Origin of the sequence: Flavobacterium sp. 2755 (assembly GCF_031455715.1) — a bacterium.
In the GTDB taxonomy this organism is placed as follows: domain Bacteria; phylum Bacteroidota; class Bacteroidia; order Flavobacteriales; family Flavobacteriaceae; genus Flavobacterium.
Window position 1 is genome coordinate 599392 of the sequence record NZ_JAVDTG010000001.1, and the last position, 22286, is coordinate 621677.

General features: G+C 33.1%; 19 protein-coding genes. 9 read left to right on the forward strand and 10 right to left on the reverse strand.

Annotated features, from left to right (window positions below):
• Nucleotides 1-5: 5 nt before the first annotated feature.
• Both J2Y38_RS02470 and J2Y38_RS02475 read right to left on the reverse strand, forming a co-directional pair.
• Nucleotides 6-1109, reverse strand: coding sequence for a phosphotransferase enzyme family protein (locus J2Y38_RS02470; protein ID WP_053473963.1), 1104 nt, complete (start codon nt 1107-1109; stop codon nt 6-8).
• A gap of 1 nt (nt 1110) precedes the next feature.
• Complete coding sequence (locus J2Y38_RS02475) at nt 1111-2019, reverse strand: sugar phosphate nucleotidyltransferase (RefSeq protein ID WP_309839261.1); 909 nt, start codon at nt 2017-2019, stop codon at nt 1111-1113.
• 320 nt (nt 2020-2339) lie between these two features.
• Between J2Y38_RS02475 and J2Y38_RS02480 the strand changes: the two genes are divergently transcribed.
• A complete protein-coding gene (locus tag J2Y38_RS02480; protein WP_309839263.1) occupies nt 2340-3380 on the forward strand; it encodes a substrate-binding domain-containing protein in 1041 nt (346 codons plus the stop codon).
• 408 nt (nt 3381-3788) lie between these two features.
• Here the strand turns inward: J2Y38_RS02480 and J2Y38_RS02485 are convergent, their stop codons facing one another.
• The 5 genes from J2Y38_RS02485 to J2Y38_RS02505 all read right to left on the reverse strand — a co-directional run bounded on the left by J2Y38_RS02485 (nt 3789) and on the right by J2Y38_RS02505 (nt 9179).
• A complete protein-coding gene (locus tag J2Y38_RS02485) occupies nt 3789-4424 on the reverse strand; it encodes a carbohydrate-binding family 9-like protein (RefSeq protein WP_309839265.1) in 636 nt (211 codons plus the stop codon).
• A gap of 72 nt (nt 4425-4496) precedes the next feature.
• The gene (locus J2Y38_RS02490) at nt 4497-6362 is read right to left on the reverse strand and encodes a T9SS type A sorting domain-containing protein (RefSeq protein ID WP_309839267.1); all 1866 of its coding nucleotides are present in this window, start codon (nt 6360-6362) and stop codon (nt 4497-4499) included.
• Between the two features lie 409 nt (nt 6363-6771).
• A complete protein-coding gene (locus J2Y38_RS02495; protein WP_309839269.1) occupies nt 6772-7962 on the reverse strand; it encodes an MFS transporter in 1191 nt (396 codons plus the stop codon).
• Between the two features lie 65 nt (nt 7963-8027).
• On the reverse strand, nt 8028-8609 hold the full coding sequence (locus J2Y38_RS02500; protein ID WP_309839271.1) for a TetR/AcrR family transcriptional regulator: 582 nt from the start codon (nt 8607-8609) through the stop codon (nt 8028-8030).
• Nucleotides 8610-8753: 144 nt separating this feature from the next.
• Nucleotides 8754-9179: an NUDIX hydrolase gene (locus tag J2Y38_RS02505; RefSeq protein WP_309839273.1), complete on the reverse strand. Its 426-nt coding sequence runs from the start codon at nt 9177-9179 to the stop codon at nt 8754-8756.
• A 125-nt stretch (nt 9180-9304) separates the two neighbouring features.
• On the opposite strand from J2Y38_RS02505, the gene J2Y38_RS02510 reads away from it, so the two are divergent.
• From J2Y38_RS02510 to J2Y38_RS02520, 3 genes are all read left to right on the forward strand, one after another.
• Nucleotides 9305-10183, forward strand: a complete 879-nt coding sequence (locus J2Y38_RS02510; protein WP_309839275.1) for an AraC family transcriptional regulator — start codon at nt 9305-9307, stop codon at nt 10181-10183.
• Between the two features lie 72 nt (nt 10184-10255).
• Nucleotides 10256-11086 carry an NmrA family transcriptional regulator gene (locus J2Y38_RS02515; RefSeq protein ID WP_309839277.1) on the forward strand — a complete coding sequence of 277 codons (831 nt, stop codon included), beginning with the start codon at nt 10256-10258 and terminating at the stop codon, nt 11084-11086.
• A 4-nt stretch (nt 11087-11090) separates the two neighbouring features.
• Nucleotides 11091-11480, forward strand: coding sequence for a DUF5367 family protein (locus J2Y38_RS02520; protein WP_309839279.1), 390 nt, complete (start codon nt 11091-11093; stop codon nt 11478-11480).
• A 50-nt stretch (nt 11481-11530) separates the two neighbouring features.
• Here J2Y38_RS02520 and J2Y38_RS02525 read toward each other — a convergent pair whose 3' ends face one another.
• Complete coding sequence (locus J2Y38_RS02525; protein ID WP_309839281.1) at nt 11531-12967, reverse strand: glycosyltransferase; 1437 nt, start codon at nt 12965-12967, stop codon at nt 11531-11533.
• 543 nt (nt 12968-13510) lie between these two features.
• Here J2Y38_RS02525 and J2Y38_RS02530 point away from each other — a divergent pair.
• Nucleotides 13511-13960 (forward strand): response regulator, encoded by a 450-nt coding sequence (locus tag J2Y38_RS02530; protein ID WP_309839283.1) that lies wholly within the window; start codon nt 13511-13513, stop codon nt 13958-13960.
• 10 nt (nt 13961-13970) lie between these two features.
• Nucleotides 13971-17618 (forward strand): PAS domain S-box protein, encoded by a 3648-nt coding sequence (locus J2Y38_RS02535; protein ID WP_309839285.1) that lies wholly within the window; start codon nt 13971-13973, stop codon nt 17616-17618.
• 103 nt (nt 17619-17721) lie between these two features.
• Here the strand turns inward: J2Y38_RS02535 and J2Y38_RS02540 are convergent, their stop codons facing one another.
• Both J2Y38_RS02540 and J2Y38_RS02545 read right to left on the reverse strand, forming a co-directional pair.
• Nucleotides 17722-18138, reverse strand: a complete 417-nt coding sequence (locus J2Y38_RS02540; RefSeq protein WP_309839287.1) for a lipocalin family protein — start codon at nt 18136-18138, stop codon at nt 17722-17724.
• 100 nt (nt 18139-18238) lie between these two features.
• Nucleotides 18239-19270 carry a hypothetical protein gene (locus tag J2Y38_RS02545; protein ID WP_309839289.1) on the reverse strand — a complete coding sequence of 344 codons (1032 nt, stop codon included), beginning with the start codon at nt 19268-19270 and terminating at the stop codon, nt 18239-18241.
• 342 nt (nt 19271-19612) lie between these two features.
• Between J2Y38_RS02545 and J2Y38_RS02550 the strand changes: the two genes are divergently transcribed.
• The 3 genes from J2Y38_RS02550 to J2Y38_RS02560 all read left to right on the forward strand — a co-directional run bounded on the left by J2Y38_RS02550 (nt 19613) and on the right by J2Y38_RS02560 (nt 22252).
• Nucleotides 19613-19804 (forward strand): hypothetical protein, encoded by a 192-nt coding sequence (locus tag J2Y38_RS02550; protein WP_309839290.1) that lies wholly within the window; start codon nt 19613-19615, stop codon nt 19802-19804.
• Between the two features lie 300 nt (nt 19805-20104).
• Nucleotides 20105-21577, forward strand: coding sequence for a tetratricopeptide repeat protein (locus J2Y38_RS02555; RefSeq protein WP_309839292.1), 1473 nt, complete (start codon nt 20105-20107; stop codon nt 21575-21577).
• A gap of 6 nt (nt 21578-21583) precedes the next feature.
• Nucleotides 21584-22252 (forward strand): response regulator, encoded by a 669-nt coding sequence (locus tag J2Y38_RS02560; RefSeq protein ID WP_309839294.1) that lies wholly within the window; start codon nt 21584-21586, stop codon nt 22250-22252.
• Nucleotides 22253-22286 lie beyond the last annotated feature (34 nt).

Here is a 22286-nt window from a genome sequence, read left to right on the forward strand (position 1 = left end):
CTTTTTTATTTTAATGATCCAATGAAATTCAAATTATAATCTTCCATTTCCCTGAATTGTTCGGTAAGGCTTTCAATCAATTTGAATTGGTTTCTTGAACGATCTAAATTATGTTCCGGATATTCAGTTTTATAATACACATCGTCATTTAGGAAATCCGTTAAAAAACGCAAAGCCATTATAAAAGTCATTGTTTTGGCACCAAGCGGAAGATATTTGATTTCCAATGTTGAAAGTGAAGAATTTGTTTTCTCCAAAAATCCTTTTACATACGCTTTATAAAACTCTAAATTGAAATTTACCAAATCCAGATTTTGTTCGTCTTCGGCTGCTGTGTTGCAGATTGTTCTTATTGCGTCTCCAAAATCATAATGAATAATTCCCGGCATAACTGTATCAGTATCAATCACACAAAGTCCTTTTTTGTTTTGGTCAAAAAGTGCGTTGGAGATTTTTGTATCGTTGTGCGTAACTCTAAGTTTTATTTTTTTAGCGTCTTTTAGATTTTGAAGAATATGCATTTCTTCTTTTAAATCCTGAACATTTTGAATTAAGATTTTTGCCTGCTCAATTCTTTGTTCCGAAGCTTCTTTTAAAGCGGTATCAAACTGTGAATAACGAAATGCCATATTATGGAAATTCGGAATTACTTCTGTTAGTTTTCTGGCGTCAAAATCGCTCGTAAGATTTAAAAATTCTCCGAAAAGTTTTCCGCCTTCATAAGCAATTTCTTCATTGTTTACAGTTTCAAAAGTTAAACTTCCTTCTATATAAACCATTACATTCCAGAAATTTCCATCTTTGTCCTGATAATAAAAAATGCCTTTTTTTGTTCCGATAAAAGTTAAAACCCTGCGCTTTAATTCGGCTTCAGATAAATTTTTTAATTTTTTCTGTAAATGTTTACTAACGCTTACTTTATTGGCAATTAATCCCGGAACATCTTTAAAAACGCCTTCGTTAATACGCTGTAAAATAAATTGTTTACCACTTTGAGTCGTTAGTAAATACGTGTCATTAATATGACCGGAAGACAGTTCTTCGAAGGTTTTAAAAACCTCGATATGGTCAAACTGTTCGAATATAAATTTTAGTTGTTCGGCTGTCATATTACCAAAGATTTGTTGGATAAACTTTTTGCGCTCTTAACTTTTCAATTTCTTTTTTTACTATTTCTTTATCCTCTTTATACGTTACTCCAAACCATTTTGCATTGGACTGAAGTACTTCGACAGACGCATTATCTGATTTTAAAATCTCATTTACGACAGATGTAATAAAAAATTCGGCTTTTAAATCGTGTTCGTTTTCTTTTAGGAACTGCTCAAAAAGTGCGCCTCCAAACTCAAAACATTTTGGTGTAAATCCCCAAAAATTCATAGAAACGATTGTATTTTCATCAATTGGAATAAATTCTCCGTTATCGTCTTTACGCATCAGTTTTTCATCTATTTTTTCGATGTGCGTGCGTTCGGTAACATCGGTTAAATAATTGTTTTCATCCACCTGACATTCTCCTCTGGAAACAAAACCATGATCTGAAACGGTATTTTTAAGCAGATACGCCATCATATTAAAGTTGTATGATTCTTTATCCATTTCTGTCAAAGCTTTTGCCATAATTTCAAAAGCTTCTTTACCGTAAAAATCATCGGCGTTTATAATGGCGAAGTTTTCAGTTACTTCATCTTTTGCCATTAAAAGTGCATGTCCGGTTCCCCACGGTTTTTTTCTTTCGGGATTTAAGTATTGTGGCGGTACATTTTCAATTTCCTGAAAAACATATCCTACCTCAGCTTTTCCTTCTAGTTTTTTATTGAATATCTCTTTACACTCTTCTTCAATGTTTTTACTTATAATAAATACAAATTTTCCAAAACCTGCCTGCAATGCATCATATATCGAAAAATCCATAATGGTATCTCCTTCGGGCGTAAATGTATCTAACTGTTTTAATCCTCCATATCGACTTCCAATACCTGCCGCCAGGATCACGAGAGTAGGTTTACTTTTGCTCATTTAAATAGTATTATTAGTTGGTTATTATTTTTAAGGTTTTTGGTCGTTTTTCGGCTTTTAAAAATGATTCTGTAAAAGCGATTATTTTGCAATTTTTAGATATTGAAAATTTCTCCTATAAATTGAAAAATAAATATTAATCTGACAATTATATCGTTAATATGATGCGTAATGTGATTAATATTCGGCTAAAGTATATATTAATATTTTATAAAAAAAGAAAATAATGTTAAAATGTGCTCGAACACAATAAAAATGTTTTCGAACACATATAATTTAATATTTTCTCATATTTGATTTTTATATATATTTGTTTCTATATGGATAAGATTTATACAATTAAGGATATTGCAGAACTTGCGGGAGTTTCAAAAGGGACTGTTGACCGTGTTTTGCATAAAAGAGGAAAAGTGTCTGAAGATGCTTTAAAAAAGGTGAATGAAGTTCTGGACAGAATTGATTATCAGCCTAATTTAATGGCACGAAGTTTAAAGAAAACTCAGATTTATTCTATTTGTGTCCTGATTCCTGATTCTGCAAACGATCCCTATTGGCAGCCTTGTATTGATGGTATAAACGAAGCTAAAAAAGAGTTTAAATCTTTTAATGTAAAAGTGGAGATTTTCTTGTTTGATCCTACGAGCACGGCTTCTTTTGTAGAAACGAATCAAAACGTATTAAATTCTTCTCCAGATGCGGTTCTGCTTGTACCGTTATTTCATAAAGAAGCTCTTGATGCTATCGAAACTTATAATTCTAAAGGTATTATTTCGAGTATTTTTAATAATCAGCTTAAATCGAGTGCGATAAAAAGTTTTGTTGGACAGGATTTGTTCCAAAGCGGAAGGATTGCTGCACGTTTATTAGATTTACTGATTAAGAAAGGTACAATCGCAATTGTTCATATTGATGAAGATTATGAAAATGCCATTCACATGCAGGAAAAAGAGAAAGGTTTCAGAGATTATTTTGAAAATCTGGAAAGCGGAAAATTCGAAATTAAAACCTTTAAAGTAAAACATCCACAATTTAAAACTACCCTAAAAGAATATCTGGAATCAAATCCAGCTATTGAAGGTCTTTTTGTAACGACTTCTAAAGCGTATCAGGTTGCTAAAATTATTGCGAAGAATCCTGAAAAGAAAATCGCGCTTGTGGGTTATGATTTATTAGAGAATAATCTGGAATATCTAAACAATAAAACCATTGACTTTTTGATTCATCAAAACCCGAAACGTCAGGCGTATTTGGGAACTACAAGTTTGATTGAACATTTTATTTTTGAGAAAGAGATTAGTCCTGAAAAATTACTTCCTATTGATATTGTAAATACGGAGAACGCTAAGGATTATTTTTTATAGACTTTGCGCATATTTTTTTTAACACATAGAGACATAGGTTTTGTTGCGCTTAAAAAAGGCGTTTCACTTGCATTAACAAACATAGCTTTTCTACGCAATTGTCATTCCGAGGAAGTACTTTTGGTCTTTATCTTTAAGCTCGCTACATAAAACATAGCCAGTGGTTTCAACCACTGGAACGCAATAAGAGAACGCAATAAATTATCATAATTCGTTTCCCACGGTTGAAACCGCGGGCTATATTTGCCAATATTTGATGGATTTAAACACATAGAAACATAGGTTCAAATGTGTATAAAAGAATATTAAAGAAACTAGTTTCCACACATAGCTATGTGCATTAATGCAAGTGAAACGCCTTTTTTAAGCGCACAGAAAAGCTATGTCCCTATGTGTTTAAACAAAATTCTAACCTAAAGTTAGTTTTCCAAAAGAACTGGCAATATGAAAATTAGGAGTTTCCGTATTTGGATTTACCCACGTAATCCACGTTGGTTCAAATAATTTATTTTCCTGTTTGATGTATTTTGCCCTAAAAATTCCGGCTTCAATAATGTTATCTTTTATTAAATGAAAGTTTTTCAGCGATTGAATGCTGATGGCGAATTCTACAATAAAATGATCGCTTTTTATACTTGATTTTACCGACAGATTATTTTCCGGCCAATTCCAGTCAAAGTCGAATTTCTTTTTCGGAGAAGCTATGAAATCCATGATTCTTGGTGTAGGATCAATTTCCAGACAATAATACGGATTTAGGTTTTCATCTGTTCTAAAGAAAATCTCAACTCTGTCAGATTCTCCAATACTGTCAATAGAATCGTCTTGTCTGTCAATGTGAATGTTATCATCGTAAACCTTATAGCAGAAATAAATATTCTCCGTATCCCATAACGATCTGAATTCGATTTTTTCAGGTTCTAAATCACTCCAGGGCGAAGTAAAATCGGTTAATGTTTCTGCTTTATCCCAAAAAGGATTATCTCCCAAACCATTTATTTGTAAAATGTTTTTCTCGATTCGGTTTACATTGTAATTTTTCATTCTAAAAAGGTACGGAATTTTGAAAAAAATAGAAAGGAGCAAAAGAAAAAATTCTTCTGCTCCTCAATGGCATTATTTTAAGTAAATTTTATTGTGTGTTATTTCGTTATCGGCATTAATTTGAAGAATTACTAATTGCGAATTGATCTTCAAACTTGAAATATTAATTCTTGCTGATTCAACCGAACTAAAATCTTGTTTTAAAAGTTCTCTTCCGTTTAAATCTAATAAAATTATATGGGCTGAATTGACACTTTTTCCGAAATTAATATTGATTTCATCTGAAGCCGGATTTGGGAAAACAGAAAAGCTTGGGGCAATTTGTTCTTCAGCAATTACTGCAGTTGCTGCTTTTTTAGAGGTCGATCCCGTCTGTAATTCAGAACATCCAATATCGATTCTTCCGTTTCTTTTACGAATATCATCATCAAAATCTAAAGTTCCCGAATTAGTCGAACTATAAGTTGGATCACCTTTATCTGTCGCAAAAGCTCCCGAAGCCAGCGTAAAATTAAAAGCTGCAGCGTTTGTAAATCCTGGTAAACCAACTACAGAATTTACATCTTGTCCGGTTGCTGTGGCAAACTGCGACGCATTATACGATCCGGTTGTAGAACTTCCGTTAAAGCTTGTCCCTGTTAAATCGATGATGAAATCGGTATTTGTTTCTCTGTAATATAAATTATAGTTCGAAACAAAACTTGAAATTGTATATCCGTAAGAAGCTAAAAATGCTTTTTTACCCGTTGTCGCATACATAATATTGTTTTTGTATGTAATTCCCGAACTGTTTTGAAAATGCACTTCACCTCCGTAAATATCGGCTAATGTAGAAACTGCAGTTCCCTGAATTGTGGTAACTCCATTAATGGTTGCTCCGGTTCTGTTTTTGTAAAAAGTATTATTGAATATTTTGGTATTTCCCACACTTGTAGTATAACCAGAACCATTAACGCCTCCAAAAATTGCTCCCGTTATAACATTATTATAAACCGAATTATTGTTTACAATATGTCCTGTAGAAAGACCTCCGTTTCCGGTTGAAGTATTTTGTTCTGCACCTACAGAAAGCCCTACTCCACATCGATAAACTTCATTTCTTTGTACGGTACAATTTAAAGCGCCGTCAACATAAATACCTGCGCTATTGGCAACAGCACTCATACAATTAAAAACTTCGTTGGAAGCAATGATACCGTTTCTTGCCTGATTATTGCTTGCTGCTCCGGTTGATAAATAGTTTCCAGCGGCCACGATTCCAATATTGGCAATGTCATAAACTGTGTTCCCTGAAACCGAAAATCCGTTTACATTTCCAGTTACGGTTACAGCTTCTCCCCAGCCTGTTGCGCAATTTGCAACTTCATTAGTTTCGATTTTTACGTTTGTAATGGCATACGTTCCGTTTCCTCCATCAACTTTTATGGCATTGGTAACAATACCGCTGTTTGCAGGGATCGCCGAAAGATTATTGCTGATCCAGCCGATATTCTTAACAATACAATTTTTGATTGTAATGTTATTCAAATTGGCCGTTGCACCAGAATTGGCTAAAATCCAGATTCCTTTACTTCCGTTTCCAATTTTGTTCGAAATCGTCAAACCATCAATGGTAACATTGCTTGTGTTCACAATTCCTAAAACATACGTATCAGTACTTGTCCATCCAGACGCGTTTACTACTACAGCGCCAGATCCGCTTTTTTGAATCGTTAAAGGTTTTCCAACGAATATTGGCCCCGTAACGGCATACGTTCCGGAAAGTACTAAAACGGTTCCTCCAGATGGCGCGGCCTGAACTCCTTTTACAATGGTTTTATACGGCAAAGCAGCAGTTCCCGTACCGGTTGTATCGTTTCCTGTTGTTGAAACATAGGTTTGTGAAAAACCTTGTACAAAACACATTAAAATAAAAAATGTAATTTTCTTGACTTTCATAATTTTGATATTTTGGGTTAACAACTAAAAAAAATTATAGATAGAATATTGCAATATTTTCTATTTCAAATACGCCTTTTCTGCATTTCAATTTTAGAACTAAAAACATCGTTTTTAATGTTCTATTTTGTTCTTTTTGAATCACATAAAAAAGCTTATTTCTGACTAAAGTAAATATTGTATTGTAATTTGCAAGAAAATAATTAGAAAAAATGTGTTCGAACACAGAATTTTAATATTTTGAAAGTTTTTTAGTACATTATTTTGACTTGTTTTGATAAAATATTAAATGTGTTTGAGCACAAATAAATATTATACTACAAATAATATTAAGTTTAAATTTTAAAAGCAAAAAAAATGCCTTTAAAATCTCCATTTTAAAGGCATCATTTTATAGTAATTTTGAAGATTAGTTTTTCAATCTGTATTTATTGAAAATGATAAAAACTATACCTACAATGGCAAGCAAAGAGATGTTTGCTAATCCTAATAAAAACTGACTTTTTACAGCGTATATATTCACAAAACTATAGCTAAAAAGAGCACTTACCATATAAGCTCCACCGCCGGTTAATCCGCTGGCAACTCCTGCATTTTTGGAGAATCGGCTTAAACAATATCCCAGAACAATATTGTATATAAATCCCCCACAGATATTCAGTCCCATTGTAAAAGCGACTAAAGTGTAAATATTACTTTCGAAAGAAGAAGTAAAAATCATCAGCAAAGCTAAAATTAGCTGAATGGTTATGGCGGTTCCCACTTTTTTTGCCAACGGTTTTTTGATCATCGATTTTGCCGTAATTCCGCCAATCATAACAGACAATCCAGATAATAAAGCGCTGTAACCCGTTGTTATTGCCGAATATCCAAAAATGCGTTCTATTATAAACGGACTGGTTAAATTGAACATAATAACGATCGCAAAAGTGATTCCCAGTATTACGAATCCTAAAGTAAAATCAACTGATTTTAACATGTTTGAATACGTATTGGTAATTGCTTTAAATTTAAACGGATGCAGTTCTTTGATACTTTCTCCGCTATATCTAAGTTCTAAAAGTAAAATAAGCAAGGATAATCCACCAAGGAAATAAAAATTAGATTTCCAGCCGAAGCTATGTTCCAAGTATCCACCTAAAAATGGAGCCATAATGGGTGCACATGCCCAAATGATTGAGAACAAACTAATATAGCTTTTTAATTTATCGCCTTTAAATAAATCGACAAAGTAGGCACGTTTTGCAATTACGATAAAAGCAATCGCGATTCCCTGAATAATACGCATGGCATATATTACAAAAATATCCGGAACGAGCGCTATAACAAAACTGGTTATTGAAAATACGGCAAGCGATGCAATACTTATTTTAAAACGCCCGAAACTGTCTAATATACTGCCAATAAAAATTTGGCTTATGCCGAGGCTGAACATAAAAAATACTAATGTAAGCTGAATGGCCGATGCCGAAACATTTAAATCTTTTGCCATTGCCGGAAGTGAAGGCAGATAAATATCTGTTGCAAATCCTGATAACGGAATTAAGGCCAAAGCCAATATGGTACTGAATCCTTTGTGATCCTCTTTTAAATTTCTCATTCTAATTATTAATTTATTTATTACAAAATAGACCAATCGGTCTAAAATATTTTAAAAAAAATATGTTAGATAACATATCTTTCAAATTCATTTTTTAAGATTTCTAAAACAACTTCCATTTGTTCGTTGTTATCAAAAACTTTTCGGCACAAAATAGCGCCTTCTATCATCGAAAATGCCATTATAGCAAATTTTTCAGCGTTGATTTCTGCCAAAAGTTCTTTGTTTTCAACTCCCAATTCAATTATATCCGTATATCTTTTATGCGCTGAGAGAATAGCTTTTTTTACCTGTTCTTTTATAGCTGGGTTTGTATCATCTGCTTCAATTCCAAAATTTAAAATTGGACAGCCGTCCATCATGTTATCTTTATTTTCATAAACTGCTAACAATTTATAAAGCTTTTCTCTTGCTGTTTTTCCCTGCGAAACCGCATTATCTAATTTGGCCGCTAACTGCGATCTTAAATACAAAAACGATTCTTTACAAATTTCTTCTTTGCTTTCAAAGTTTCCGTAAATACCGCCTTTTGCCAGTTTTGTCGCTTCCATAATATCGCTTAAAGAAGTTCCGGCCATTCCTTTTTTATTGATAATCGCAGCCGATTTTTCAATAATAAACTGTTTTGTACGTTCTGCTTTACTCATAATCTTTTTCATTTTGACACTGCAAATTTAGACCGATCGGTCTAAATTTGCAAGCTTTTTTTAATTTATTTTTCATAAATCATTAAAATTCAAGCAAAATCAAGGGTTTATATTTTTATTTTAAAAGAGAAAACGAAGCAATTATTAAAGAAAATAATCCAATTTTAATTTTTCAAAAGCAATTTTATCGGTAGGAAGAACGAGCGGGCAAGCTTCTGAATTCATATCAAACCATTCTAATTTTTCGATAGTTGAAATTTGAACATCCAATTCTTCCATATTGAGAATCTTAACCAGATAATAAATAGTAAAAATCTGCCTGTTATCTTTCATTCTGGAAACTATAAAATTTTCTTGTGTATAAATGTGTTTTATAACTTCAATTTTTAAGTTTAGTTCTTCCTGAAATTCTCTGTGCAGACAATCAATTGTTCCTTCGCCAAATTCAAGTCCGCCGCCCGGCAGTTTGCAAATGTTTGATCCGGCATAGCTTTCGTGCAGCGCTAAAACTTTGTTATCATTTATACAAAACGCATATACTCTGACGTTAAATCCAATTAATTCGCTCATAAAGTTTTAATTAATAATTTGCCGTTCTACAAAAATAAGCAATTGATCGCCCGCTATTGAATAATATCTATTTAAAAAATAAATAGTAACTTTTCATGCTTTTTATTAAAACCTCAGCTTCCATTATGACAACCGATATTATAGAATTACACGATTGTATTGTTTTAGTAGAGCAATCTAATACGACTAAAACAATAGTTCAGAAATGTGAAATTGACGGAGATGCCGTGGGTTTTGCCTTTTATGGTTCGGGCAATGTTGAACTGGAAATCAAGCATAATAATCAGACGAAATATTTAATGAATACAACGGGCTTGGCCATTTGTTTCTTCGGAAATCAAAAAGTCGAATTCTCACATAAAATTGAGCATGATAAACCTTTGCAGTCCATTAGTATTTTTACAAAACTCAAAAACCTGAATTCGCTTCCGCAGGCCGAAAGAGAGATTTTCGAAAATTATTTACCGCAGTTATTAAACCCAAAAGAACATTTTGTAAAAGGCCCGTCTTTTTATATGACGCTTGAAATGCAATTGGCGGTTCAAAAAATCTTTAATACATCGTATACCGGAAATACGCGTTTCCTGTTTTTAAAAAGTCAGATCAATGAACTTTTGGCGCATTTCTACGGACTTTTAGCTTCTGATAAAAAATCGGAATTATCAGAGATTGATAAAAACAAACTTTTTCAGGCTAAGGAAATTGTAACAACGCATTATTCTACACCGCCTTCGATTACGCAATTATCGCAAATGGTGGGTTTAAACAGTAATAAATTAAAGAAGAATTTTAAAGAACTTTTCGGGATTCCGGTTTTTAAATTTGTTCAGGAAGAACGGCTGAACAAAGCGTATGAATTACTCCGCGAAAGCGAAAAAACAGTTCAGGAATCGGCTTGGGAAGTTGGTTATGAAAGTCTGAGTTCGTTTTCGAATGCCTTTCATAAAAAATTCGGAATGCGACCGAATGATGTAAAACAGCAATTCTTTTCAAACAAATCATAATTCTTTTACGACAAATGATTCTTTTTTAATCTCGGCAACTTTGTATCAGTAATCATTTAAAACGATATTGATATGAAAACCAAAATTTTAGTTCTGGGTTCTACCGGAAAAACAGGAAGCAGAGTTGCAGCAAGATTAGAAAACAATGCTGAAGTTGAACTTCGTTTAGGTTCACGAAATGAGAAAATTCCATTTGATTGGGAAAAACCGGAAACCTGGGAAAATGTTGTAAAAGATATTGACACGGTTTACATTACTTTTCAACCGGATTTAGCCGTTCCTTTTGCTGCAGATGCAATAGAAAATTTCACTCAGCTTGCCACAAAATCTGGCGTGCAGAAAATAGTTTTACTTTCTGGAAGAGGCGAACAAGAAGCGCAGGTTTGCGAAGAAATCGTGAAGAAAAATGCCAAAAACTGGACGATTATCCGTGCGAGCTGGTTCAACCAAAACTTTAGCGAAAGCTTTTTTTTAGATCCAATTTTGTACGGAATTGTCGCTTTACCAAGAGCCGAAGCACTTGAACCTTTTACAGATGCCGATGATATTGCCGATGTTGTGACAGCTGCACTTTTAGACGAAAGTCATAACGGAAAAACATACGAATTAACCGGTCCAAGATTATTAACTTTTAAAGATGCGGTAAACGAAATTGCCCATGCAAGCGGCAGAAACATTTCTTTTCAAGGTTTGAGTTTAGAAGAATATACGCAAATGCTTAAAGAATATCAAATTCCTGACGACCACATTTGGCTGGTAAATTATCTTTTTGAACAGGTTTTAGACGGAAGAAATTCGAGTGTAACTTTTGATATTGAAAAAGTTTTGGGCAGAAAAGCGAAAGATTTTAGCGCTTACGCGAAAGAAACTGCCAAAACCGGAATTTGGAATCCTGAAAATTAAAAAGATGAAATATATCAGAGCATTATTTTCGGGGATTTTGGTTTGGTTTGCCGTTAGTATTTCCTTTTATATTTTAGAACAAATTCCCGTTGTAAAAGATTCTTTTTTGGGGCAGTCGTTTATTGTAGGGATTTCTATTGTATTTTTTGCCATTGGCGCGGCGAAGTTTTATTATCTGAAAAATTATAAAATGAGCGGTCTGCAGCTCGGAATTATAATGTCACTTACCGCTTTGTTTCTCGATGTGATTATTACGGTTCCTTTTGTAGAAATTCCAAACGGACGAAGTTATGAAAGCTTTTTTACAAGTCCTGTTTTATGGATTCTGGCTTTTGTAAATGCGGTTTCTGTTTTTCTTTGGCGAAAGCAAAACAATAAAAAAACTCCTGTTTAGTGGTACAGGAGTTTTTCGGATTAATATATAATAGTAGTCAGTGGAATTTATTATCCTCGTGTCAGCCATCCTTTTTTACGCACTGTAATGATTGAGTATGGCGCAATCCAGAACAATGAAAAGGTATAGAAAACACTATATGAATAGGCCCAGAATGCTTCGCCTAATGAATATCTTTTTGCATAGAATAAAACTGAAAAACTTGATACCAGCAATATTCCTAAAAGTGCAGAACTAAGAAACAATAAAGGGTGTGTTGCAATAAAATAGAACATAAAAATAAAGAACGGATAGGTCATTAATATTCTTATAAACTGTTCTGTATACAAAAGTCTTGCTCCTACTTTAGATTCTTTTCTAAAATCTTTCCAAACATATTTTGCCATCATAATGTTTTCACGAACATTACTTCTTCCCCATCTAATGAACATTTTGTACAATCCAGTATAATCTTCAGGAACGTTTGTTAAAACATAAGCATTACGCTGAAATAATACATGATGTCCTTGTTTTAAAATCATGTTGGTCATTGCACGGTCTTCACCAATGTCTGACGGCTGTCCCATAAAAGTCTGGTCAATCCATTCCGGAAGGCAGGCAAAAACGGCTGTTCTTTTGTAAGCTGCTAAAGCTCCTGGTGTACAAAGTACAGAACCCAATGAACTTTCGGCAGAACGCATGAACTCGAAACTCATTACAAAACTTACGTTTAGCATTTTTGGTAAAATTGCTTTTTCGTTGTTTAAAACCTGAACGTTTCCTGCAACGGCTCCACATTTTTCATCTACTACAAACGGACTTACTAAGTTTCTTAAAGTATCTTTTTTTACGATTGAATCAGAGTCAACAGTAACAAAGATTTCTCCTTTTCCTAAATTAAATCCACGGTATAAGGCGTGACGTTTTCCTTTATTTTGCGGCTGCTGAAAAATAGAAACACGATCTCCTAATTTTAATTTTGCCTGTTGAATCCAGTACCAAGTATCGTCTTTACTTCCATCATCAATTGCCAAAAGCTCTAATTTATGTGCCGGAAAATCACTTTCGGCCAAACTCATTAAAGTTTCATATACTAATTTTCCTTCGTTGTAAGCCGGAACAATTACGGTACAAGTTGGCAGTAATTCATCTGAAACTGATTCGATTGGTTTGTATTTAAGATAGAGAATTACGTTGTAAAGAAACATTCCGCCTTTAAAAAGAAATAATGCTGCTGAAACAATCAGCAAAATCATTCCCCAAGTTGAGTTTAATCTTTCTAAATGCAGCTGATCAAAATCGGGTTGAAATTGAAAAACTAAAAGAGATCCCGCAATTAATAGCAAAAATGTTGCGGCAAGAACCATGAAACCAAAAAGGCTTTTTGGTCTTTCTATATGTGTTTTGGTTGAGTTGTTGTTTATTTTAAAAATAGATGGGCTGATTACTTCGCTGCTGATATCGCCTCCTGTATAAAATTGTTTTGAGATAATTGTTTCGCTTTCCATGTCCTGTTTATTTGTATTAATTCTCTAAAATGGCTTTTATCAAATGGTCTTTCTTTGCATTTTTCTTAAGTAAACACCAAAAAAATTAAAGAGTGACATGTTCCCAATTTGCAAGCGTTGTGCCATTTAGGTTTTAAACTGAATTTAAGCGGTTTACGAATTATTACATAAAATGAGGTGTGTAATATTTTTACACTTTGTAGAATGTTTATACAGTTTTTAGTGTGTAAACAGCCGTAAAATAAGGGATTTTTGAAGCCGCGAAGAAGGGTGGCAGAATATAAAAACGCACCATTAATTCAAAAATTGTATTTGGTTTTGATAGTTTTCAAAATTTGAAACCTATTTTCTTAAAATGAAAACTTTTACTTACAAAAATATTTTAGCACGAATTATTAAGACAGAATCTTTTCAGATTTTAATTTAAATGAGTTAATTTTATGTGTATTTAAGTAATTTTCCTGCGAAAATTAACTTTATCTTAGCGGAAAACAATTCATTTTTTGATGCTATTATTTATTCTTTAAAAACATTTTATATTGCATGAACCAACAGATTTACAACATTTTACTTGCCGATGACGATGATGATGACTGCTCTTTCTTTGAAGAAGCTCTTGATGAACTGTCGCTTGCAACAACTCTTGTAACTGTAAACGACGGAGTTCAGTTAATGAATTTTTTAGGTGAGAAATCCGGAGAGCCTCTTCCTGATGTTCTTTTTCTGGATTTGAACATGCCTAAAAAAAATGGATCTGAATGCCTGACAGAAATCAGACAGATTGAAAGATTAAAAGATTTCCCTATTATTATATTTTCAACTTCTCTTGATACCAAAATTGTAGATGTTACCTACGATATGGGCGCTACATTTTATATTCGAAAACCCGGCGATTTTTCAAAACTAAAAACCGTTATTGAAAATGCACTTATCGCAGCTTCTAAAAATAATTTTAAACAGCCCGAAAGAGCGCATTATATAATTCAACCCTAATTTATTTTGAATGAGCCAAGAACATAAGGGACATTATTTTCTAGCCGATGGCGGAGAAATGGGAGAACTAATTCGGTCTAAAGACTGGAGCAAAACTCCTTTAGGTGATCCTGAAAACTGGCCTCAAAGCCTGCGAACCGTAACTTCTGTTATGCTCAATAATCCTTTTGGGATGTACATTGCCTGGGGAAAAGATTTTACGCAGTTGTATAATGATGCTTTTTTAAAAATTATCAGTTCAGAGAAACATCCGCAAGCTTTAGGAAATTCTCCCAAAGATACATTCTCAGAAATCTGGAATATTACTGAGCCAATGTTTGAAGAAGCCATGCTGGGAAAATCAGTTTCTTTTCCTGATTTTGTTGTTCCTTTAAACAAAAACGGAACTATAGAAACTTGTTATTTTGATTTTTCTTATTCTCCAATACGAATTGAAAATGGCGAAGTTGGAGGTGTTTTAGTAACCGTTGTTGAGACTACTGCAAAGAAAAAAGAAGTTATAGATCAGGTTCAAGCCCGTGTACAGCTTCAGGAAAGTGAACAAAAAATAAGACAGCTGGTAGAAAATGCCCCTTTTCCTATTGCGGTTTATGTGGGAGAAGAAATGCGCATTGAACTTGCTAATGATTCTATCATAAAAGTTTGGGGAAAAGGCGACGATGTAATTGGAAAATCCTATCGCGAAATTCTGCCGGAACTTAATAATCAATCTGTTTTTGAACAGGTTCTGGGTGTTTTAAAAACTGGAAAATCTTTTCATAATAAAAACGCCCAAATTGATTTAACAATCAATAATAAACTCGAAACTTTTTATTTCAATTATAGTTTTACACCACTTTTTGATACAAATGGAAATGTGTATGGTGTTATGAACACAGCTGCGGATGTTACTGATTTGCATCTTGCCTCTAAAAAAATTGAAATCGCAGACAAGCGTTTCCGTGATACGGTAAAACAGGCTCCGCTTGGAATTACTATTTTGCGCGGCCCGGATTATATTGTCGAATCTGCAAATGAATCTTATCTTAAACTTGTTGCCAGAGAAGAAGGAAATTTTGTAGGCAGGCCATTATTTGAGTCTCTGCCCGAAGTTAAAGATACGGTTGATTCCTTATTAAAAAATGTTTTAACAACCGGTATTCCTTATCATGGCAATGAAGTTCCGGTTCCTTTAAACCGATATGGAAAATTAGGAACTTGGTATTTTGATTTTCTTTATCATCCTTTAAGAGAAGAAAATGGTGAAATTACGGGTATAATTGTCACTGTAACAGAAGTCAGCGAAAAAGTTGAAGCCCGTAAAAAAATAGAACAAAACGAGGAACGTTTAAATATCATTGTTGAAGCCAGCGAATTAGGAACCTGGGAACTGAATGTAAAAACACGGGAACCTCGTTATTCTCAAAGATATCTTGAAATCATTGGCGGTTATAAGGAAGAAATTATGTTGTCGCACGAACAATTGCTGCAACATTTACATCCTGATGATATGCATATTAGAAATAAGGCATTTAAAGATGCCCTTAGATCTGGAGTTCTTCATTATGAAGCAAGAACAATCTGGCCGGATAAAACCATTCACTGGGTAGAAGGAAAAGGAAAAGTTTTTTATGACGATAATAATAATCCGGACAAATTAATTGGAACTGCACGTGATATAACCGCAGAAAAAAACCATCAGCAAAAACTGGAACAAAGCGAAAAAAGATTCCGCAATCTGGTAATGCAGTCCCCTGTTCCAAAAACTATTTTGAAAGGCAGGGAAATGGTTGTTGAAATCGCCAATTTAGCTTTATTAACTACTATTTGGAACAAAAAAGAAAGTGATGTTCAGGGTAAAAAATTATTTGAAATTTTCCCTGAACTTCTCACTCAAAAATACAGTCAATTATTAAACGAAGTTTTTGCCACCGGAAAAACACATTCTGAAATTGAATCGCCAATACTTATTAACGGAGACAAAGGCGAAAAGTTGTTTTATATCGATTTTGAATATGCCCCTATTTATGAAACAAACAATACTGTTTCTGGAATCAGGGCGACGATAATTGATGTAACGGAAAAAGTTGAAACCCGAAAAAAAATTGAAGAAAGTGAAAAACGTTTCCGCTCTTTAACAGAAAGTATTCCGCAGTTAATCTGGGAAACCGATGAAAAAGGAAATGCATTATTTACTTCCGGAAAATGGGAAGAATATACCGGAATAAGGCCTGCCGGAGAAGCGGAATGGAAAGCGATGATTCATCCTGATGATTATGAGGAAAATATTAAAATTTGGACGCATAGTTTAGAAACCGGACAAGTTTACAGAACTGATGTAAGGGTTTTAAGAAAAGACGGAAGCTACAGGTGGCACGCCGTAATTGGTGAACCTGTTCTGGATGAAGATAATAAGATCATTAAATGGGTTGGTGCTTTTACCGATATTCATACCGAAAAAGCTTTTACACACGAACTTGAACAACAGGTTACGGCGCGAACCAGAGAGTTAAGCCAAATGTATGATTCGCTTAAAAAAAGTGAAGGACGTTATCATTTAATGGTCGAAGAAGTTCAGGATTATGCGATCTTGTATTTAAATCATAACGGAATTGTCGAAAACTGGAATGTGGGAGCCGAAAAAATTAAAGGCTACAAAGCACAAGAAATAACCGGAAAACATTTTGCCATTTTCTATACTCCCGAAGATCAGAAAAATAATCTGCCCAGTACCTTACTTGAATTGGCCAGAGAGAAAGGCCGTGCGGTACAGCAAGGCTGGCGCGTGCGCAAAAACGGAAGTTTATTTTGGGCCAGTGTTGTCATTACAGCGATTCATAATAAGAATAATGAAGTAATTGGTTTTTCGAAAGTTACACACGACTTAACCGAGAAAAAGCGAGCCGACGATAAAATTAATCTGAATGCTTTAGAACTGGAACAAAAAAATGCAGAACTGGAACACATGAACAAAGAGCTTCAGTCATTTGCTTATATTTCAAGTCATGATTTGCAAGAACCGCTTCGCAAAATTCAAACTTTTGCATCGCAGATTCTGGATAAGGAATTTCAAAATTTATCAGATTCCGGAAAAGATAAATTCAAAAGAATGCAAAACGCCGCACAGCGCATGCAGACTTTAATTAATGATTTGCTTTCGTATTCGAGAACGAATATTCAGGAAAGAATATTTGAAAAAGCGAATCTTTCTAAAATCATTGATGAAGTAAGAGAAGATCTTAAAGAAGAACTGGAACAAAAAAATGCCGTAATTGAAAATAATGATGTTGGCGAAATAAATATTATTCCGTTTCAGTTTAGACAGCTGCTTTATAATTTAATCAGCAACTCGCTTAAGTTTTCAAAACCGGATATTCCGGCTGTAATAAAAATTAACAGCGAAATTGCAAAAGGTTCTCATTTTCAGGAAAAAGCTTTGACAAAAGAAACCCGCTATTGTCATATCAATATTCTGGATAACGGAATTGGTTTTGAATCGCAATACAGTAAAAAAATCTTTGATGTTTTTCAGCGTTTACATGGAAGAGATCAGTACACCGGAACCGGAATTGGTTTGGCAATCGTAAAAAAAATAGTTGAAAACCATAACGGAATTATTACGGCAAAAGGCGAACAAAATAAAGGCGCTTCTTTTGATATTTATATTCCGCTGGAATAATTCTTCAACTAAAATTTATAAAAAAACGGAAATAACTTTACTAAGTCATTTCCGTTTTTATTCCTGATTCTTCGAATTAGGAATTTACCTTAAAACCAATTTCTTATCTGGTATAAACTGTAATTATACCTGTAGTTTTGTCTTTAATTTTCAGCTCTTTATTAGTAAGGTTCATAATGTCGCTTGTTGAGCTTACGTTACCAACAGTTATTGTTAAATCATTATGAGATCTTACATAAGTTCCTGTAGTTTCTACCAAAGCACAATTCTCACCGCTATAATCACCAATCACTGCTGCGTTACTTACCCTTAGGTCTAAATAATCTCTACTGCATCCACTTTGGTTTTGTGGAGCATCCACTAATACTTCATTTCCATTTTCAATCGTTCCGGTTTTACTTAGATTATATTTTCCTGCTAACGGTACAATTGTTTCTCCTTCATTATCATCGTTGCTGCAAGACGTAGCAAACATTCCCAAGCTTAAGGCTAATACGAATAATATGTTTTTACTTTTCATGTCGATTTGTTTTTTATTGATTTAATTTAATAATGCTAAATTAAAAGTATAATCTTACAGAAATTTCCATGATTTTAAGTTTATTTTACATAAATCGCATTTATTGACAAGGCTTGCCTTTTAAATATTTATTGAACATATAATGTGTAACAGGTCGTAATGTCGCTTTCGTTTCCGGATGTTTCCCATTTCCGTTATCATTAAAAAAATCAACTCCTTCTGATGTCTTTCCATACCAAACAAAGGCTTCCCCATTTTTCATAAAACATGTGGTTGTATCGCAGGCTTTTAATTTTCTAAAATCTAAAAGACTTTCATCAAGCGGAATTACTACGTTAAAATTCCCGTTATCTTTTGTAGAACAATCTACCACTTCATAATGATCATCAGACCACTGCATGCAATGATTTTTAAAGAAGGCAAAATAAATTACTGCGCCTACTAGACCGAAAACTAGTATTATAACGCCAGCCGTTTTCTTTAATCTATTCTTAAAATTGTAAATAATCTTTTCTTTAGCATTTACGAATAGATTAATACGTGGAGGACTTACTTCATTTGATGGAAATAACTTTTGTGCCTCATCTACTCTATTTACTCCTTCTTCATTAAATTCTAAATTTGATGGTTTCCTGTCAATTGTAATAAATGGTTCAGGAATATCAGGCAATCTATTTTCATTTAATTCAATAATTAATTTCTTCTCATTATATGTAATAAATGGCTGTGGAACTGTAGAAGTACCAGAACCTGGCTGTGTTTCATATAACGGTACACCTTTTTCTCTAAATTTTCTAAATGGTCGCGGCTGAAAATCTACAAGAATTGCAGCAAGTTCAACGGGTTCAGTATTTAGAGGATCCGTTTCTTCTTTTAAAAAAGTTCCAATAGGTCTAAATCTATCTGTCTGTTCCCTAAACTGGGTTCTTTTTATGGGATCAAATTGAAATCCAAAAAAAGATTTAAAGACGATTAAGTCACTTGAATTTGGATTCTCAATTCTTTTAAATATTTCCCAGCATAAATTTCTAAGATTTGCCTGCGATGGATTGGGAAAATTATCTGCTTCAGTCTCTTTTTTATATTTCTCCTGAATTGCTTTTTTATAATCTTCAATAGTAAAGTTAGGCATAGGCAAGTTATTTTTTTAGGAATTTTTAGGAATTCCTGTGAATAGTTAAACATTTTAGGAATTCCCGGAATTCCTTGTAAATGCAGGCTTAAAACGGTCGTTACTTTGCCTCAACAAAATTAGTTAGCGCTTTGATCTGCAGGTCAAACAAATGTACAAAACTAGTTTATTCAAAAAGTGCGGAAAACCGTAAGACGGAGTTTATTCCGGGAAGTATAGATGAAAATCTTACTGTTCTACGCACTTCACTTCCCAACCAAAATTTGGTATTGCCTTAAACAAAATGATCTGGAAAAATTCCGGACAGCAATACCCATGTTTAATTTTTTAAAACCTAAAATTATGAAAACATTATATTTAATGGGAGCGTGCGTACTTTTGAGTACTACATTATTTTCTTGCACTGCTGACGAATTTGAAACAACGAGTAAAAAAACTGAAATACAAAAAGATGTAGTTCGAGACAGCATACAAGCAGATGCACCACCAACTGGTCCCGGTGATGCGCCAATAATTGTTCCACCACCAAAATAATCTGAATAAGATTACATAATATATAATTAATTAGTATTTTCGGGGAAAGTAAGTGTTATGCTGCGTTCCCCGTTTTTTTATTCTCTTTTTTTTGTTTTTTTTCTTTCCTGCCAAAAAGAAAAAGACATTACTATTCAGCAAAATAATCCCGGGAAAAAAGAAGCTACGATTATACGGGATAAAGCCATTTTGAATTTTCAGAATAAAAATTATAATAGCGCATTTTATAATTTTAATAAATCTAAAATAAAATTTGAGAACATAAAAGACAGTTCCAACATTATTTATAATCTTATACAAATGGCCTCTATTCAGCAAATAAATGGAGACTATTATGGCAGCAATGAAACGCTTACAGAAGCTTTACCTTATATTAAAAAAAAGGATATTTACAGCGCTGCAATTAATAACCTCTTTGGTATAGCTTACAAAGAACTTGCTATTTATGATGAAGCATTCTATTACTATAATGAAGCTTTAAAAGACTGCACTGATTCTGTATCAAGACAATCTCCTTTAAACAATATTGCGGTTGTTTATATTCAACAAAAAAAATATAATGAGTCTATAAAAATTCTTGAATCCATTTTAAGTGAAAAAATACTCGAAGAAAAAGTTTTCATTCCTAACAAAGCTCGTTTTATGGATAATTTAGGTTATGCCTATTTTAAAAAAGAAAACTACGATAAAGCTCTGATGTTAATGACAGAAAGTCTCAAACTTAGGGAAGAAAATAATGACTCTTACGGAAGTATTGAAAGCTATCTTCATCTGGCAGAATTTTACGCAAAAAAAGACATTCAAAAATCAAATGAAAATGCTAAAAAAGCATACCAAATTTCTACTATCCAAAATAGTGTTGACGAACGTTTAAAAGCATTATCATTTTTAATTTCTAATGGTTCCGGTACAAAATATGCCCAGCAGTATATTTCAATAAATGACAGCATAACTAAAATCCGCAATAATTTTAAAAACAAGTTTGCCAAAATCAAATACGATTCTAAAAAAGAAAAAGATGAAAATCAAAAACTTAAATTAGAAAAAATAGAAAATTTACTAGCTATTAAAGAAGCAGAAAAAGACAAAGTCATTTTATTTGCTACGATAATTGCAACTTTAATTGCTTTTACATCTTTAGGCGTTTATTTAAGAAAACGTTACAAACATAAAACCCGTTTGGTAGAAATTACAACGGCATATAATACCGAAACCCGAATTGCAAAAGATATACATGACGAACTCGCTAATGATGTTTTTCATGCTATCACCTTCACACAAACACAATCTTTAACAACTGAAAACAATAAAGATACTTTACTGCAAAAACTAAATCACATTTATTCACGTGTGAGAGGTATTTCAAGAGAGAATAGTAATGTAGATACAGGAGCTAATTATTCTGCCAGCCTGAAAGACATGCTTTCAACTTATAATACTTCTGATATTCACGTAATTATCACCAATATTGAAAAGATTGAATGGAATGATCTTGAAAATGAAAAAAAGGTTATTATACACAGAGTACTTCAGGAATTAATGGTCAATATGAAAAAGCACAGCCAAGCTCAATTAGTTGTTTTAAAGTTTGAAAATGCTCAAAATACTTTATTGATCGATTATAAAGACAACGGAAAAGGCTGCGAAAAATCTAAAATTATAAAAAATGGTTTGCAAAATATGGAAAACCGTATTCTCGCCATAAAAGGAACTATTACTTTTGAAACTGAACCAGATAAAGGTTTTAAAGTAAATATAACAATGCCTAAATAAAAGCCTATGTTTAAAAAAGTAATTATAGCCGAAGATCTTGATGCAATGAACTTAGGAATTCAACAAGTTTTAAAAGATTTAAATATTGTAGATTTTCAGCATTCTAAATTTTGTGACGAAGCGTTTTTAAAAATACGCGCTGCCATTCAGCAAAATGAACCTTATGATTTGTTAATCAGTGATCTTTCGTTTAAAACAGATCATCGTAAATCGGATATTGCTAATGGAGATGAGCTGGTTCAAAAAGTTCGAGAGCTGCAGCCTAATATTAAAATTATTGCTTATTCTGTCGAAGATAAAAGTTACCGCATTAAATCTCTTTTTGACAATGCCGAAATTGATGGTTTTGTCCTGAAAGGTTTAAATAGCATCGAAGAGTTAAAAAAAGCAATTAATATTATTTCGACTTCAGATCAAATATTTATTTCTCCGGAAGTTGCTTCTGCATTACAAGAAAAAAACAATTATGAAATTGACGATGTCGATATTAAAATCCTGAAATTTTTATCTGCCGGAACTTCGCAAGATGAAATAATAGAAATTTTTAAAAGCACCGATATCAAGCCCAATAGTAAAAGTGCTGTAGAAAAAAGATTGTCTAAACTCAAAGACTTTTTTAAAGCAAATAATACCATTCATTTGGTTTCTATTACAAAAGATATGGGGATTATTTAATTTCTTACGATATACTTTTTTCAAGCTCCTTCGG

Bases quoted from the DNA above. Each gene is read 5' to 3' on its own strand.
- J2Y38_RS02470 (WP_053473963.1), bottom strand. From the start codon at position 1,109: ATGACAGCCGAACAACTAAAATTTATATTCGAACAGTTTGACCATATC.
- J2Y38_RS02475 (WP_309839261.1), bottom strand. From the start codon at position 2,019: ATGAGCAAAAGTAAACCTACTCTCGTGATCCTGGCGGCAGGTATTGGA.
- J2Y38_RS02480 (WP_309839263.1), top strand. From the start codon at position 2,340: ATGGATAAGATTTATACAATTAAGGATATTGCAGAACTTGCGGGAGTT.
- J2Y38_RS02485 (WP_309839265.1), bottom strand. From the start codon at position 4,424: ATGAAAAATTACAATGTAAACCGAATCGAGAAAAACATTTTACAAATA.
- J2Y38_RS02490 (WP_309839267.1), bottom strand. From the start codon at position 6,362: ATGAAAGTCAAGAAAATTACATTTTTTATTTTAATGTGTTTTGTACAA.
- J2Y38_RS02495 (WP_309839269.1), bottom strand. From the start codon at position 7,962: ATGAGAAATTTAAAAGAGGATCACAAAGGATTCAGTACCATATTGGCT.
- J2Y38_RS02500 (WP_309839271.1), bottom strand. From the start codon at position 8,609: ATGAGTAAAGCAGAACGTACAAAACAGTTTATTATTGAAAAATCGGCT.
- J2Y38_RS02505 (WP_309839273.1), bottom strand. From the start codon at position 9,179: ATGAGCGAATTAATTGGATTTAACGTCAGAGTATATGCGTTTTGTATA.
- J2Y38_RS02510 (WP_309839275.1), top strand. From the start codon at position 9,305: ATGACAACCGATATTATAGAATTACACGATTGTATTGTTTTAGTAGAG.
- J2Y38_RS02515 (WP_309839277.1), top strand. From the start codon at position 10,256: ATGAAAACCAAAATTTTAGTTCTGGGTTCTACCGGAAAAACAGGAAGC.
- J2Y38_RS02520 (WP_309839279.1), top strand. From the start codon at position 11,091: ATGAAATATATCAGAGCATTATTTTCGGGGATTTTGGTTTGGTTTGCC.
- J2Y38_RS02525 (WP_309839281.1), bottom strand. From the start codon at position 12,967: ATGGAAAGCGAAACAATTATCTCAAAACAATTTTATACAGGAGGCGAT.
- J2Y38_RS02530 (WP_309839283.1), top strand. From the start codon at position 13,511: ATGAACCAACAGATTTACAACATTTTACTTGCCGATGACGATGATGAT.
- J2Y38_RS02535 (WP_309839285.1), top strand. From the start codon at position 13,971: ATGAGCCAAGAACATAAGGGACATTATTTTCTAGCCGATGGCGGAGAA.
- J2Y38_RS02540 (WP_309839287.1), bottom strand. From the start codon at position 18,138: ATGAAAAGTAAAAACATATTATTCGTATTAGCCTTAAGCTTGGGAATG.
- J2Y38_RS02545 (WP_309839289.1), bottom strand. From the start codon at position 19,270: ATGCCTAACTTTACTATTGAAGATTATAAAAAAGCAATTCAGGAGAAA.
- J2Y38_RS02550 (WP_309839290.1), top strand. From the start codon at position 19,613: ATGAAAACATTATATTTAATGGGAGCGTGCGTACTTTTGAGTACTACA.
- J2Y38_RS02555 (WP_309839292.1), top strand. From the start codon at position 20,105: ATGGCCTCTATTCAGCAAATAAATGGAGACTATTATGGCAGCAATGAA.
- J2Y38_RS02560 (WP_309839294.1), top strand. From the start codon at position 21,584: ATGTTTAAAAAAGTAATTATAGCCGAAGATCTTGATGCAATGAACTTA.